At 42.7% G+C, this 13,638-nt stretch carries 7 protein-coding genes; 2 read left to right on the top strand and 5 right to left on the bottom strand.

From position 1 onward, the window contains the following. Positions 1–31: 31 nt before the first annotated feature. A complete protein-coding gene (locus H8B06_RS11580) occupies positions 32–1,558 on the bottom strand; it encodes a Do family serine endopeptidase (RefSeq protein WP_223857634.1) in 1,527 nt (508 codons plus the stop codon). A 232-nt stretch (positions 1,559–1,790) separates the two neighbouring features. Between H8B06_RS11580 and dapF the strand changes: the two genes are divergently transcribed. Then, positions 1,791–2,585: a diaminopimelate epimerase gene (dapF, locus tag H8B06_RS11575; protein ID WP_190994430.1), complete on the top strand. Its 795-nt coding sequence runs from the start codon at positions 1,791–1,793 to the stop codon at positions 2,583–2,585. Between the two features lie 518 nt (positions 2,586–3,103). Further along, positions 3,104–5,980, top strand: a complete 2,877-nt coding sequence (locus H8B06_RS11570; RefSeq protein WP_190994429.1) for a DEAD/DEAH box helicase — start codon at positions 3,104–3,106, stop codon at positions 5,978–5,980. On the opposite strand, the gene H8B06_RS11565 is transcribed toward H8B06_RS11570, so the two are convergent. From H8B06_RS11565 to H8B06_RS11550, 4 genes are read right to left on the bottom strand one after another with little or no spacing between them, the layout of a single operon-like run. Next, positions 5,972–7,258 carry a phenylacetate--CoA ligase family protein gene (locus H8B06_RS11565; protein ID WP_223857633.1) on the bottom strand — a complete coding sequence of 429 codons (1,287 nt, stop codon included), beginning with the start codon at positions 7,256–7,258 and terminating at the stop codon, positions 5,972–5,974. The two genes, H8B06_RS11570 and H8B06_RS11565, sit on opposite strands and share 9 nt — an antisense overlap. Positions 7,259–7,272: 14 nt before the next feature. Further along, positions 7,273–8,805 carry a phytoene desaturase family protein gene (locus tag H8B06_RS11560; protein ID WP_190994427.1) on the bottom strand — a complete coding sequence of 511 codons (1,533 nt, stop codon included), beginning with the start codon at positions 8,803–8,805 and terminating at the stop codon, positions 7,273–7,275. Continuing rightward, entirely contained in the window at positions 8,802–12,449 is a 3,648-nt protein-coding gene (locus H8B06_RS11555; RefSeq protein ID WP_190994426.1) for a 1-acyl-sn-glycerol-3-phosphate acyltransferase, read from the bottom strand. Before H8B06_RS11555 ends, H8B06_RS11560 begins: the two co-directional genes overlap by 4 nt. Then, positions 12,449–13,633, bottom strand: coding sequence for a DUF2062 domain-containing protein (locus tag H8B06_RS11550; protein WP_190994425.1), 1,185 nt, complete (start codon positions 13,631–13,633; stop codon positions 12,449–12,451). The genes H8B06_RS11555 and H8B06_RS11550 overlap by 1 nt, the downstream gene beginning before the upstream one ends. Positions 13,634–13,638 lie beyond the last annotated feature (5 nt).

The raw sequence follows: 13,638 nt of genomic DNA, 5'->3' as shown, positions 1-13,638 counted from the left end.
ATTTATTTTATGAAGTAATCGACGATCCTTACTAATACTGTATCGGGAAGTTGAATTCCGTCGTTCCACTTTCCGAAACGCCGGTAACACGAACAATATTTCGTTTGGTGCTACCCAATGCCGATTCTACATCGTCCACACTATTGACAGGCTTTCCGTTTACATGTGTTACCACTAAGCCCCTCTCCACGCCAAAGTACTCAAACATTCCACCACGGTGCACCTGTGTGATCACTACACCCGAGTTTACACCAAATTTTTTCTTCTGTGCATCGGAAGCAGGCGTAAAGCTGGCACCCAACTTATTGAAGATTTCTGTTGCACTCGCACTCGCCTCTTCCTCTGTAGCAGATTTCTTGGTATCCTGTGCTTTTAGGGTAACCGTCACATCACGTTCTTTCCCGTCACGTTTGTAGGTAAGTTTTAGTTTATCTCCAGGATTTAACCGTGCTACGCGCTCCTGTAAGTCAGAAGACGAATAAATGATGTTTCCTTCCACCTTCGTCAGTACGTCCCCTTTTTGGATACCCGCCGCTGCCGCTGCTCCATCCTTCACTACATCAAACACGTACAGACCATGAATATCATCAATCTTAAATTCCTCTCTAATAGCCGCGTTTACCTCACGGAAATTCACGCCGACATAGCCACGTTGCACCGTACCGAATTCCTTAAAGTCATTCACAATCTTTTTCACTAAATTGACCGGAATGGCAAACCCATAACCCGCATAGACACCAGTAGGAGAAGCAATAGCCGCATTGATTCCAATTAACTCTCCGCGTGTATTTACTAATGCTCCACCGCTATTTCCTTTATTGATAACCGCATCTGTTTGGATAAACGACTCTACCGCAGTCCGCACGATGGGCTCTTGGGGCTGTCCATAACCGTATGGCGAACCTTGTCCTTGCTCCCCGAGAATACCGATTTGTCGTCCTTTTGCACTAACAATACCGGCCGTAACTGTAGATTGCAAACTCAAAGGGTAACCAACTGCCAAAACCCACTCACCGATCCGCACATGATCTGAATCACCGAATTTCACAAAAGGCAGACTAGATGCACTAACTTTAAGTAACGCCAAGTCGAAATCAGCATCTCTACCGATAACCTTTGCTTCGAATGTTCGTTGATCCGTTAGTTTCACTTCAATTTTATCTGCATCTTCCACCACATGGTTATTCGTAACGATGTAGCCATCAGGTGAAATCAAGACCCCAGATCCGGAAGCAGTTGCTTGTCGAGGCTGTTGCTGTTGACGGCGCTGCGGCATCCCAAAAAACTCTTCAAACATATCGAAAGGAGATCCTCCACCTCCCTGCGATGCCCGCCGTGTCATCGTCACCTTGATGTGCACTACACCTGGTGAAACCGCTGCAGCAGCTTCTGTAAAATCTGGATTCCCTGTCGACGACAAGATTTCGCTCCCCGGATTATTGGCAAAATAAACCTTTTGTTTCTCTTCGAAGGTCATTTGCTCGTTTTGCTTATTTTCGAAGAGCTTGTACCCTCCGATAGCCACCGCACCTCCAACGGCAGCTATTAATAAACTCATTCCTATTTTCTTCATTGTCTTAATTACTGTAATGATCTTTTATCTTTAAAAATATTTTCTTTTACTTTTGTTTTATGGCTTGTTCAAATGTAGTACCATTAGAAATTGCATGGGAAGTTTTGACAGTTAAAAAATGTTAACGAAAAGGCATAAATCTGGTTTTTAACATGATTTAACAATCAAACGCTGTATTGTAACAAGAATATTAATTTTTGATAAAAAAATCAAACAAATGGATAGAAAAATAAAATTTTCGAAATATCAAGGTGCCGGAAATGATTTTGTGCTTATCGACAATAGAAGCGGTTTTTTCGACCGCGAAAACGAAGATTTAGTAAAAGCGATATGTGACAGAAGATTTGGAATTGGTGCAGACGGTTTAATGCTTCTTCAAAATAATGAAAATTTTGATTTCGAAATGATTTATTATAATGCCAATGGCGGAGAAGCAAGTATGTGTGGCAATGGGGGGAGGTGTATCGTCGCTTTCGCTCGCGACTTAGGGATTATTCAAGAAAAAACTGTCTTTTTGGCAGTCGACGGAGAGCATCAAGCCATCATCCAAGACAACCAAGTTGATTTAGGAATGATTGATGTCTCCGCTATACAGCGTGATGGCGACGCCTATGTGTTGAATACCGGCTCTCCTCATTACGTTACTTGGATCAGTGATCTCCAGCACAAGAATGTCTATGAAATAGGATCCGCGATCCGGAATAATGAAACGTACAAAAAAGAAGGTATCAATGTCAATTTTATCGAACAAGAAGAACAAGGGTATTTCGTACGGACATTTGAACGTGGTGTAGAAGATGAAACACTAGCTTGTGGCACCGGTGCAACTGCTGCTGCTATGACCGTTGCATTACACCAAGGCTTAGAGGGATACCAAGAAATTCCAATTCGTGTTCTCGGCGGACAATTATATATCAGTTTTCACAAAATAGGTGATCAATTTACGGAGGTCCGGCTGAAAGGGCCGGCTCAATTTGTTTTCAAAGGCGCTATGCCTTCTTTTTCCCCGTGAAAAAGAAGCAAAAACCTCCTCCCTTCGGATTCTTGAGATAAGGGATAATACTAAGGATGAATTTCTACATACCTCAAAAATCCGGATGCGAGATTAAATGTCAAAGGAGGATAATGCATATACCCAAGCGCACTAATCCCTCTTGTTCTTTTAACGGAATAGCCAGCGTAAAGCTGACCGCGGAAAAATGCTAGGCCGTTTTTGCCCGCGTTCCGCGTGCATGGGTGTCTACATCCGTCTTATCTCTATCCCTGTTTATCTTATTTCCTTTTTTACCTTATATCTCTGTTCATTAGGCGCTTCCGAAACTAAAAAGAGTTAACACGCCATGCATTTGCACAATCCCCTATTAACACAAAGGGTCACATACGGATGTTTGAAGTATGTAGAAATTCATCCTTAGCACGATCCATTATTTCAAATATCCGAAGTGACGATTTTTTCCGTTCTTTTTTCTAAAAAAAGAACAACAAAAAACGCTATATTAGAGACTTTTTTGAAAGACTTCAGGAATTTTAATGCAGCAGGTTGATAGCAAATTACCATTCAAGTTAATCTATTCGTTAGGACAACACCCTTATTTGGGCTACTTGATAGAACCCCATATTGTTCAATTGAACACTAATGGTTCTTATTCGCTGAGCTATAAACGTATTTTCACGAATACTATTGGTGATTTTGCACCGGCATTGGACGAAACCGATTATCATCTTATTACGTTATTAGATGAGATCGAACAAACACATATTATCAAAGCATTCAACAAAAAAGCCATACGTCCTGTAGATTTTTTCGGAAATGTTTTCGATGAAAAAATTTACGATCGGATACGTCCGAAAATTGAGCAGAAAATGCTCACCGTACTAAAGCAGTTGCAGGATAAGCCGCTTTTTTTAATGAGTAAAGACGGTTATCCTGCCGATCAGGAAATACATATTGCCGATGAGCCTACCTCTATCTTATTCCATTTTCGGCGTAACGAGACAGAAACACGCTATTTCCCTACCCTAAAATACAAAGGCCATCGATTGGACTTCATGTATAAAGGAGCACAAGTTATCGTGAATAAGGAGGCTTGGCTGTTGGTAGAAAACACCTTATACTATTTTGATCAGGATATAGATGGCAAGAAACTCAGCCCGTTTCTGAACAAACGTTATATCAGCGTCGTCCGCAATACCGAAAGGCGATACTTTGAAACTTTTGTAAGCAACCTGATCGAAAAACACCATGTGTATGCCGAGGGGTTTGAAATTAAGACCCATAAAGAAAACGCAACCCCCATCCTCAAGCTATTTTACGTCCCTTCCGGCCAGTCTTTTTTACAACTGACTTTTGCGTATGGCCCTTATGAATTTTCGGCTGGCACAGAGCATCCTGTTACGGTACGATTAGTACACCATGAGGAAGCAGACACGTATATTTTTCATCGGATAAAGCGCTCGCTAGTATGGGAAAAAAAACAAGGTACTTTCATCGAAGAATTAGGCCTTCGCAAAAAAGATTTGTTGTTCGCAAATTATGTCGTCAAAGGAGAACGTGAATCTATTGTTGATTGGTTAAATAACCAGCAACACTTGCTTTTAGAGAAGGGGTTTATCATCACCCAGGCAAAAAGTGACCGACGTATTTTCATCGGAAAGACTTCTCTGGAAATGGCTATCGAAGAGGGTAATGATTGGTTTGACATAAAGGCGGTGGCACATTTTGGCCCCTATGAGATCCCATTTATAGCCTTACGGGAACATATTTTAAGTAAAAACAAAGAATTCACATTACCTAATGGCGAAATTGCGCTAATTCCGGAAGAGTGGTTCTCCCAATATGAACATCTATTCCTTTTTACGACGAATAAGCATAGCTTAAAGCTAAACAAAACCCATATCGGGCTATTATATGAGATATCGGAGCATACGGAGCTTTCTTTTCATCGCAAACTAGAACAATTATTAAATTTTGACAGTATCGCGGAAGCACCAATGCCAACCGGATTTCGAGGCGAACTTCGCCCCTATCAGCGCGCCGGTTACAATTGGTTTCACTTTCTGCAGGAATACAAGTTTGGCGGATGCCTTGCAGATGATATGGGCTTGGGCAAAACCGTACAGACACTCGCTTTGCTACAACGGCAAAAAGAGTATTTAAAAGAAACAGACCATGCCAAAGCTTCCCTGCTGATACTGCCCACATCACTCCTTTACAATTGGCAGAAAGAAGCCGAAAAATTTGCGCCGAAGCTTCGTATACATCTTCACACCGGCTCAAATCGTCTAAAAGATACATTTGGCTTTTCCCATTTTGATTTGGTGATCACGACCTATGGCGTTGTACGTAGCGATGTAGAAATGTTAAGCAAATTTTTCTTCAACTATATTATTCTAGATGAAAGCCAGCATATCAAAAACCCCACTTCCAAATCCTTTAAGGCGATTAAAAGTCTTAAAAGCAAACATCGATTGGTATTAAGCGGTACGCCCATAGAGAATTCCGTTGGCGATATATGGTCGCAGATGCATTTTGTAAATCCGGGCCTGCTCGGTTCGTACAGTTATTTTCAGAAAGAATTTGTAATACCTATTGAGAAAAAGAAAGACGAAGAAAAAGCGGCTCGTCTACAAGCCATCATCAAGCCATTTATTCTCCGGCGCACCAAAGACCAGGTAGCCAAGGAACTTCCTCCAAAAACCGAACAAACCGTTTATTGCGAAATGACAGAGGAACAGATGAAGCTATACGAACGTATAAAATCGGAATACCGGAATGCCCTGCTGGACAATCAGCTGCAACAAAACGGACAGGGGAACCAGATTATGTTGTTACAGGGACTCACCAAGCTTAGACAGATAGCCAACCATCCCATCATGATAAACGAGGAGGAAGCTTTTTCATCGGGTAAATTTGATACCGTGGTGGAGATGCTGCAATCTATTATCGCCGAGCGCCATAAAGTGCTTATCTTCTCCCAGTTTGTAAAACACTTACAATTGTTTCGAGATTATTTCGACCGCGAAAAAATAGCCTATGCTTACCTGGATGGAAACACCAAAAACAGAGCCGATGCGGTAAACACTTTTAAAGAACAGGAAAACACACAAATCTTTTTAATCTCCATTAAAGCAGGAGGTGTAGGACTTAACCTTACCGAAGCAGATTACGTATTTATTTTAGATCCCTGGTGGAACCCGGCAGTAGAACAACAAGCTATTGACCGCTCACATCGTATCGGACAAACGAAAAATGTATTTATATACAAATTCATTAGCAAAGATACCGTAGAGGAAAAAATACTAGCGCTCCAAGGCCAAAAGAAAGCACTGTCATCCACGCTAATTACCACAGAAGAAAGCTTTATAAAATCGTTATCAACAGCGGATATACAGGAATTGTTACGGTAGCTTTTCCCGCCTGTCTATGAACGTAATCGGTTTGCGGCTCAACGGATTAAAAATAATCCGCTGTAGCTCTTCCGACGGTCGTTTTTCCACACGAGGTGCCACCCGTAATTTTGCCCGGAAGTGATCTTTGATCTGCATCAGGAATTCTTCGGCTGTCTCCTTTGTACTGATATAAATGACAATTTCATCCGTCCCAATATCATTGTGCGATATTTCGATGACATGCTGTTCAATTTCGGGAAAGCCAACAAGTAAGTCGTGCATGGCAGGTGGATACAAGGTCGTACCCTTATATTTTACCATCTGCTGCTTTCTCCCTTCTACCGGACCAATCCGATAAGTGTGACGACCACAGGCACAAGGTGCAGTATGTTTTCGGACGATATCACCCGTTTTAAATCGTAATAACGGTACACCTTGGACACCTAAGGTCGTGATAACGAGCTCTCCAGGATCACCGTCAGGTACAGGCTGCTCTTCCTCATCCAGTACTTCCGTAATAATAAGATCTTCATGCACATGTCCGCCTTGGAAAGCCTCACATTCGGTAAAAGCCGCCCCCATCTCTGTCGATGCATACGTAGAATACAATTTTAACGGCCACTTTTCACGAATGCGTTGTGTTAACAAAGAATCGTTGAGCGAGGCATCCCGCAAAGACTCACCTATACACAAAACCGCTTCTATACCAGCGTTGCGATAATCAATGTTTTGCTGTTCTGCATATTCAATCATCTTTAAGAGAAAAGAAGGTACGGCAATCAAAAATCGGGGCTTATGCTGTAAAATAACATCCCATTGCAGTTGTGGGATACCCGATCCCACACGTAAAACACCCGCACCGAGCTTCCGTAGACCGAGAAAGTAGGCCAAACCCGCCATAAATCGCCTGTCCATCGTTGTCATCAATTGCACCACATCTCCCGGATCCACACCGATAGTCTGAAACGACCGCATTTCGTTGTAAGCCAAACGTTCCAAATCATCGTTTGTAAGTCCAAAAGTTACCGGTTTACCCAAGGTTCCCGAGGTGGTACAATAGTCGATAATCTTTTCGCGTTCCACACAAAAGAAATCATCATTATGCGCTTGGATATCATCTTTACTTGTTGTCGGTATCCGTCCTAAATCTGTCAAGGTACGAATCGTGTCGATGTCAATATGATAAACTTCAAACAATTGTTTATAATAGGGGGAATGCTCCCGCAAATAAATCAATTGCCTTCGCAAAAGTTCCTCTTGGTAAGCCCTGATTTCTTCCTGGGATTGTTTCTCCATAATGACCTGTTGTTTCATGATGTTGTCTTGCGTTTTCCGATCTTGTTTAACAAATAGGATCTCCCTAGTATTTCAGAACAGGTTGCTATTGCACCTACTGTCACGCCCAAAATACCGTGCATATACACCCCATGCCCCGTCAAATACAGATTCTCCACCTTTGTTTTTGGTGCAATGAACGTCTTCAAAGGATTGCTGGCATCCTTCATATGACCATATAGATTACCCCTGTACATCCCGATATAGTCTCGATAGGATAAAGGCGTCGATACATACGTTCGATGCACAGCCTTCACCAACTCAGGAAAACGATGTTTCATTTTCTGGAATAACTGTTTCGTTTTATCTTCTTTAAAAGCTTCATACGCCGATCCTCTCTCATCGGGATGAACGACCGTATTCATTGTATCCGCCCAAGCCTCCACTTCCTCAAAATGCATATAGGTCAAGACTGTAAAGGTCTCTGCATAACCGGGATGCCGAGGGTCTTCCGTCATCGACAGCATAAACATATTGCCCCAATCGTCTTTTTTGTAAGCAGCTGCGTGCCATACCGTATGCGCGTTTTGGTGGCAATATACATTATGGGCATGGTATGGAACCTCTGCTGGTCGCAACACAGCGTGTACACTAAAGGAAGAGGTTGTGACAGGTAACGTTTGAATACGGTCATAAAAAGCTTTCCGAAAATGCGCTTTTCCTACCAATTGTAAAGCTCGTTTAGGGTCAACATTCATAATAAACAATTTTCCGTTAACCCGTTTGCCATGAGCCGTTATTGCACAACGTATCCGTCCCTCCTTGATTTCCAATTTCATGACCTCTTCACGTTTATATGCCTCCCCACCCAGTTTCCGCAGTTCCCGAATCAACAATTTACTGATCTGGCTTCCGCCAAGCGTACATTTGTAAGCACTTTGGATATAGGAATTCACCGCAAGTGCATGAACGTAAAACGGGGTTTTATCGTCTTCCCCTGCATATAAAAAATTATGACCGACTAATACCGCCCGTAACCGTTCATTCCCTGTCAATTCCGTAAAATAGTCTTTCACACGTTGGCTTATAACCTCCGATGCATACCCCTCTCCTTCTTCCGCATAATACAAAGGAAACGCCTTACAAGTATATTGTAAATCAGCAACATACTGTTCCAAGGCGGCGCGTTCCGCCGGAAAATACGCGGATAAGCCATCCACAAACGCATCATAGCCCTGTGTAATAGGGTAACAGATCTCTTCATCTGCAAAACAAATATGGTCGAAAACCTCCGGCATACGTTCGAGTTGAAGATGCGGCATAATCCCGAGATAGGAAAAATAAAGGTGTAAGTTTTGCCCTTTCGTCAAGCCCCCGATATAGTGTACACCGGTGTCAAACACTTTCTTATCACGGGAAAATGTTTGTAGATTCCCGCCAAACTGATTGTTTTTTTCCAACACACAAACGCGCAATCCCTCCTTAGCCAGTATAACTGCCGACACCAAGCCCCCGAGTCCGCTCCCTACGATAACGACATCATATTGTTTATCCGTTGCTTCCGTCATTTATAATAGCGAATTAGTGTGTCCGATAATACGTCTTCTTTCCACCCTAACGACTGTAAACCCTGTTCTTTTTTAAAGGTATAGATTTCTTTAAAGCTCTCCAAAGAGGAAATCGGCAAACGCATAAATTCAACGAGCGGATGGACAACGAGCACCGCATATTGTCCCTCTAGGTGTGGAACAAAACAAACTTGGCGCTGTTTTTTCCAATAAATGCTATCCGCTACCGAACGCTTTTTTTGATTCGCGATGATACCTAATACTTTCCGGCGGCCACTTTGTAAAGACAACAGATAATCAAATTCACCATATGTGTCAGAAATATGCACAATCTGCTCAGCGTCTCCTAAATGCTTATGCAGTTCGTGATAACAAGCCGCAAATTGCATTATATTATGCTTAACGGATCTTAAAATATCCTCGTCTTTATAATAATACGCGAGCTGTATTTTCCGTTGAAAATAGAACATCCCTTCTTCTTTTCGGCGCAAAGCACTATACTGTTGTCGGAAATACTGCATAATACTTTTTGTACGCGCCAGATATCCCTCGCCGAACCGAACATCATCTACCCCTATTCGTTCTCCAATAACCGGTGTCATAGCACCACCAAAGATAAGTACATCACCCTTCGGTAATACATCCCCGTTCCCTAGGAGATATATAGGCAATACATCCAGCTGCAGCTGTTCCGCCAGATAGCATGCCCCTTTATGAAAACGCTTTACCACATTGTCATAAGAACGCGTTCCCTCGGGAAACACGATCAACGCGTAACCTTGAGCAACTTTCTCCCGGAGAATATCCATACCATTCTCCAGCCCCTGGCTAACGGGATAAAACCCCAAAGCCTTCACAGCACGTCCAAAAATGGGTGAGTTCCAAACCCAATCATTTACGAGAAAAATAGCTTTAGGTACAAGCATCCCTAGCGATAAGGTATCAAGGAATGAACTGTGATTGGCAATAATAACAGCCGGTTTTTCAAATGTTTCCCCCGTTAAATTAATAGTCTTATGCCTTGTTTGTGGGTGAAGATATAACACCGATTTCATAAATGCAGCCATCGTCTTTCTAAAAAACACGTCTTTCTTTTCCTTTGACAGCGGTAAAACCGCAACGACCACCCTCCCGAAAAAAGAAATGACCAAACAGCCTATTCCGTAGTAAACAAAAAATACCAGCGACAATAAGAGGATCGTTATCGTAAAAGGAGATTTCCCTTGCTCCGCCCGATTGGAAATAAAGAAACGAAACAACATCGGGTAGAATACGAAGGTAATGATGACCGCCGAAAAGACACCTATCAAGGAAACCGATGCGATAGACAATAATGCAGGATGTTTAGCGAAGACCAACGCACCAATCGCCAACACGGTGGTCAATACCGCCAACAAGATCGAGGTACGATAGGTTTGCAGCGTATCTTTACCCGTACTGTACTGCTTCTGCAACGCGGCCGTCATGAAGATACTGAAGTCCACGCCATGTCCGAAAACCAACGTACATACAATCGCACTAAATATATTAAGCTCCAGCCCAAATAATCCCATAAGCCCCGCCGTGACCAACCCGGTAAGACCGATTGGAATTGCGCTCAACAGCACCAACTCCAATCGACGAAAAAACATCCAAAGTATAAAAATCACCGCAAAGAAGGAATAGCTCACTAAACGGTTAAAATCAGCACGCAGTTGTCCTAAAAATGTTTCGTTCAGCTGCTGGCGATCGACAACAAAGACATCCGTATTTTCCCCGATCGCCTGAAGGAAAGATCCCTGCTTCGCTTCATCCAGCTTTACTAAGGTGGAAATGGTGAAAAAGCTATCTTGCTCCGCCATGAAATCTGCCAATCCCAAAGCCTTTTGTGACTGAAAGTCGCCCCACGTCAACGGCTTTGGTGATTCTTTTAATAGGGTATAAAAATCAGCATGCGTTTCCCTTTCAAAACCATATTTTTCGCCTTCATCTTGTAATTGCTCGATAAGTTCCTCCTTTGCATGGCTTTTCCAAAACTGATTCCAGACCGTAATCTTCTCTTGTTGTAAACTAGCGGAAAGAGGTAGCATAAAACCATTATAATCTACAATTTCTTGGTTGGTTTTCGCCTCACGCAGAAATCCCATTAAACGATCTGTCTTCTTGGCCACCTCGTCAAAGGTTTCGCCCGTAGCCACTAGATAAACAGATTTGGAAGAAGTATTGGTGAGTTGATCTAATTTATACGCTGTTTCCCGCAACGCAGGCGGTACAAAATTCAAATCCGCTAAATTATGGTTGTACCCTACCCGCCCGCTTGTAAAGCAGCTCAGCACTAAGAGAACCAAGCAGATAGCGATCAGTACCTTACTTCGTTCAAAAGGAAATGCCGCCAATTTATCCAAGATAGCATTTGTCCGAAGTTCACGCTTCGGACGATAAAGATGCGGCACGATGAGCAAGGTAAAAATAGCGGAAGAAAAAATACAGATCGAAGCAAAGATACCCAAGTCCACCAGTGCTTCCGAACGTACAAATAACAGACAGAGAAACACCACCGCATTCGTTGCTCCACTCATCAACAGCGGACGCGTCAATTCCCGGTATAACTCGCGGACATTCCCTGATTTCTTATAGTGTGTCAGGATATGCAGCGCATAATCAATTGTAATACCGACCAGCACGGCGGCCACACTCAACGAAATTGCCGAGATGACAGGTTTGTACAGGTAGAGGCAAGCCGCGCCAAATAAGCTGGCGAAAATGGTGGGTATAAAGACCAATAGCGGAATATATATTCGCTGATAAAACAAGATCAGCAAAAGCATGAGTACCGACATCGAGATCAGCACGGTGGTCGAAATATCCATCTTAATCTGCTTGGCATTCGCCACTGCAATAAAAGCGGTTCCATAATAGGAAATCGTGGCTTTCTGCTCAAACTGTTGCTGCAAGGTGTCTCGCAAACGATAAAGATGATCTACCAGAGCCGTATTATGTTCTGTATCTGCACCCTGAAAAATGGGATCCAGAAAAAGCAGTAATTGGCTGGTGTCGGTGCTGGTTATAAACCCATTATAGAGCCTAAAATTTTCACCCACCGTATGCTGCTGCATCCTTTGCAAACCTAACAAAGCCAATCCCAACGGATCTTTTAGCACAAAATTCCGCATCACAAAACCTGTTGGCGAAATCAAGGTACGGTAATTTTGAGCAACCCGTTCCGAAATAGTGTCAGGTTGTATTCGTTGTGCGATCGAGCGATAATCCCCTAGGTTTAAAAACAGCGGAAGGTTTTGATACACAAAATCATACGTATCCTCCATTTCTTCTTGTCCTATTCTACCCGTAATGCCACGGATATATAAACTGTCTGTTTGGATGGAATCTATAAACGCTTGCGCCACCGCTGTAAGGGCGTCGGGTTCGGTATGGTTCTTATTTTCAATTAAAACCGTTATTTTATCTGCGAAATTGATTTGCTTCAGCGCTCTGGAAAATTCATCTGCCTGCTCATTTTTCGGGATAACCTGTGTAATATCTTCTTCAAAGCGAAGCTGGGAAACCAGTAGGCCGCAACCCACTAAAAAGACGACAGCGACAAAGGCGGCAAGCGCTTTATGACGCTGAACCCAAACATAGATATGATAGAATATCTTCTCCATTATGGCGATGAAACAGATTTTTGGCGGTAGAATTTGATAAAAAAATAACTGACAACACCTATTAAAATAGCCATGCCACTCGCTAACAAAAAGCTACCGATAATATATTGCCAAAGGTGGGATTTAATCGTATCTAAAGATACCCCCTCGAGCTGAAATGATGACGAAGACGGGTATACCAAACCGCCCACCAATAAGGAGGCGTATATCACTACCGGAATAAATGGTGCAAAACTAATATTGGAAAAAACGAAAGCAAGTACCTTATTCAATCGTAGGAAAACCGCTAACGTAATCGTGATAGCGGTCTGAAATCCCCAAAAAGGTGCTATACCCATAAAGACACCCAGCCCAATCGACAATGCTTTTTTTATAGGAGAATCCGTACTGCCTAATATATTTTCCCGTACGAAGTCAGACCATCTTTTTTTTTTAAAGCTTCGGATAAAATTACGGGGGAGAATATAAAAAAATGTCCAAAAAACCAGTGCGGTATTTAATATACTGATACGCGTAAAATCTTTAAAAGGTCGAAAGTGGGACACGCGTTCATCCGGATCATATAACACCCCAACCGGCACGTTTTTTACATCAACACCGCGCCAAGCTGCCCGAACGATAATCTCAATTTCAAACTCAAACTTACGGGTATAAAATTTTTGTGATATAGCACGGAGCGGATAGGCCCGAAATCCCGATTGCGTATCGGTCAATTTGATACCCGTTTCCAACCAATACCAGAAATTCGAGAATTTATTTCCAAAGCTACTCTTTCGCGGCACAGAATCATGACGCATGTTACGGCTTCCGATCAGTAAAACCGGACCGGTCGCATTAGCAATAGCATCAACAAACACCGGAATATCAGACGGGTAGTGTTGACCATCGGAATCGATGGTTATGGCATATTCGAAATGCCGATCTCTCGCCCGCTTTATTCCCTTTCGCAGTGCCATGCCCTTTCCCTGATTATATGCGGCGGTAAGGACTTCGACCTGCGGATATTCGGCCAAGATCGTGGATGTCGTATCTGTAGAACCGTCGTTGACTACCATAACGTCAGGTGTGTATAAAAGCACACCATCCAATACACGTTTCAAGGTCTTCTCGTTATTATATGTCGGTATAATAACGACAATACCCAAACGTTCTATTTCTCTTGTTATCGTTTCGTGTTCAACCATTTCTA

Source organism: Sphingobacterium micropteri (assembly GCF_014692515.1).
Classification (GTDB): Bacteria; Bacteroidota; Bacteroidia; order Sphingobacteriales; family Sphingobacteriaceae; genus Sphingobacterium; species Sphingobacterium micropteri.
The sequence above is the reverse complement of the archived record's forward strand: the minus strand, read 5'-3'. Positions and strand labels throughout refer to the sequence as shown.

Bases quoted from the DNA above. Each gene is read 5' to 3' on its own strand.
- H8B06_RS11565 (WP_223857633.1), bottom strand. From the start codon at position 7,258: ATGGAGAAACAATCCCAGGAAGAAATCAGGGCTTACCAAGAGGAACTT.
- H8B06_RS11580 (WP_223857634.1), bottom strand. From the start codon at position 1,558: ATGAGTTTATTAATAGCTGCCGTTGGAGGTGCGGTGGCTATCGGAGGG.
- H8B06_RS11560 (WP_190994427.1), bottom strand. From the start codon at position 8,805: ATGACGGAAGCAACGGATAAACAATATGATGTCGTTATCGTAGGGAGC.
- dapF (WP_190994430.1), top strand. From the start codon at position 1,791: ATGGATAGAAAAATAAAATTTTCGAAATATCAAGGTGCCGGAAATGAT.
- H8B06_RS11555 (WP_190994426.1), bottom strand. From the start codon at position 12,449: ATGGAGAAGATATTCTATCATATCTATGTTTGGGTTCAGCGTCATAAA.
- H8B06_RS11550 (WP_190994425.1), bottom strand. From the start codon at position 13,633: ATGGTTGAACACGAAACGATAACAAGAGAAATAGAACGTTTGGGTATT.
- H8B06_RS11570 (WP_190994429.1), top strand. From the start codon at position 3,104: ATGCAGCAGGTTGATAGCAAATTACCATTCAAGTTAATCTATTCGTTA.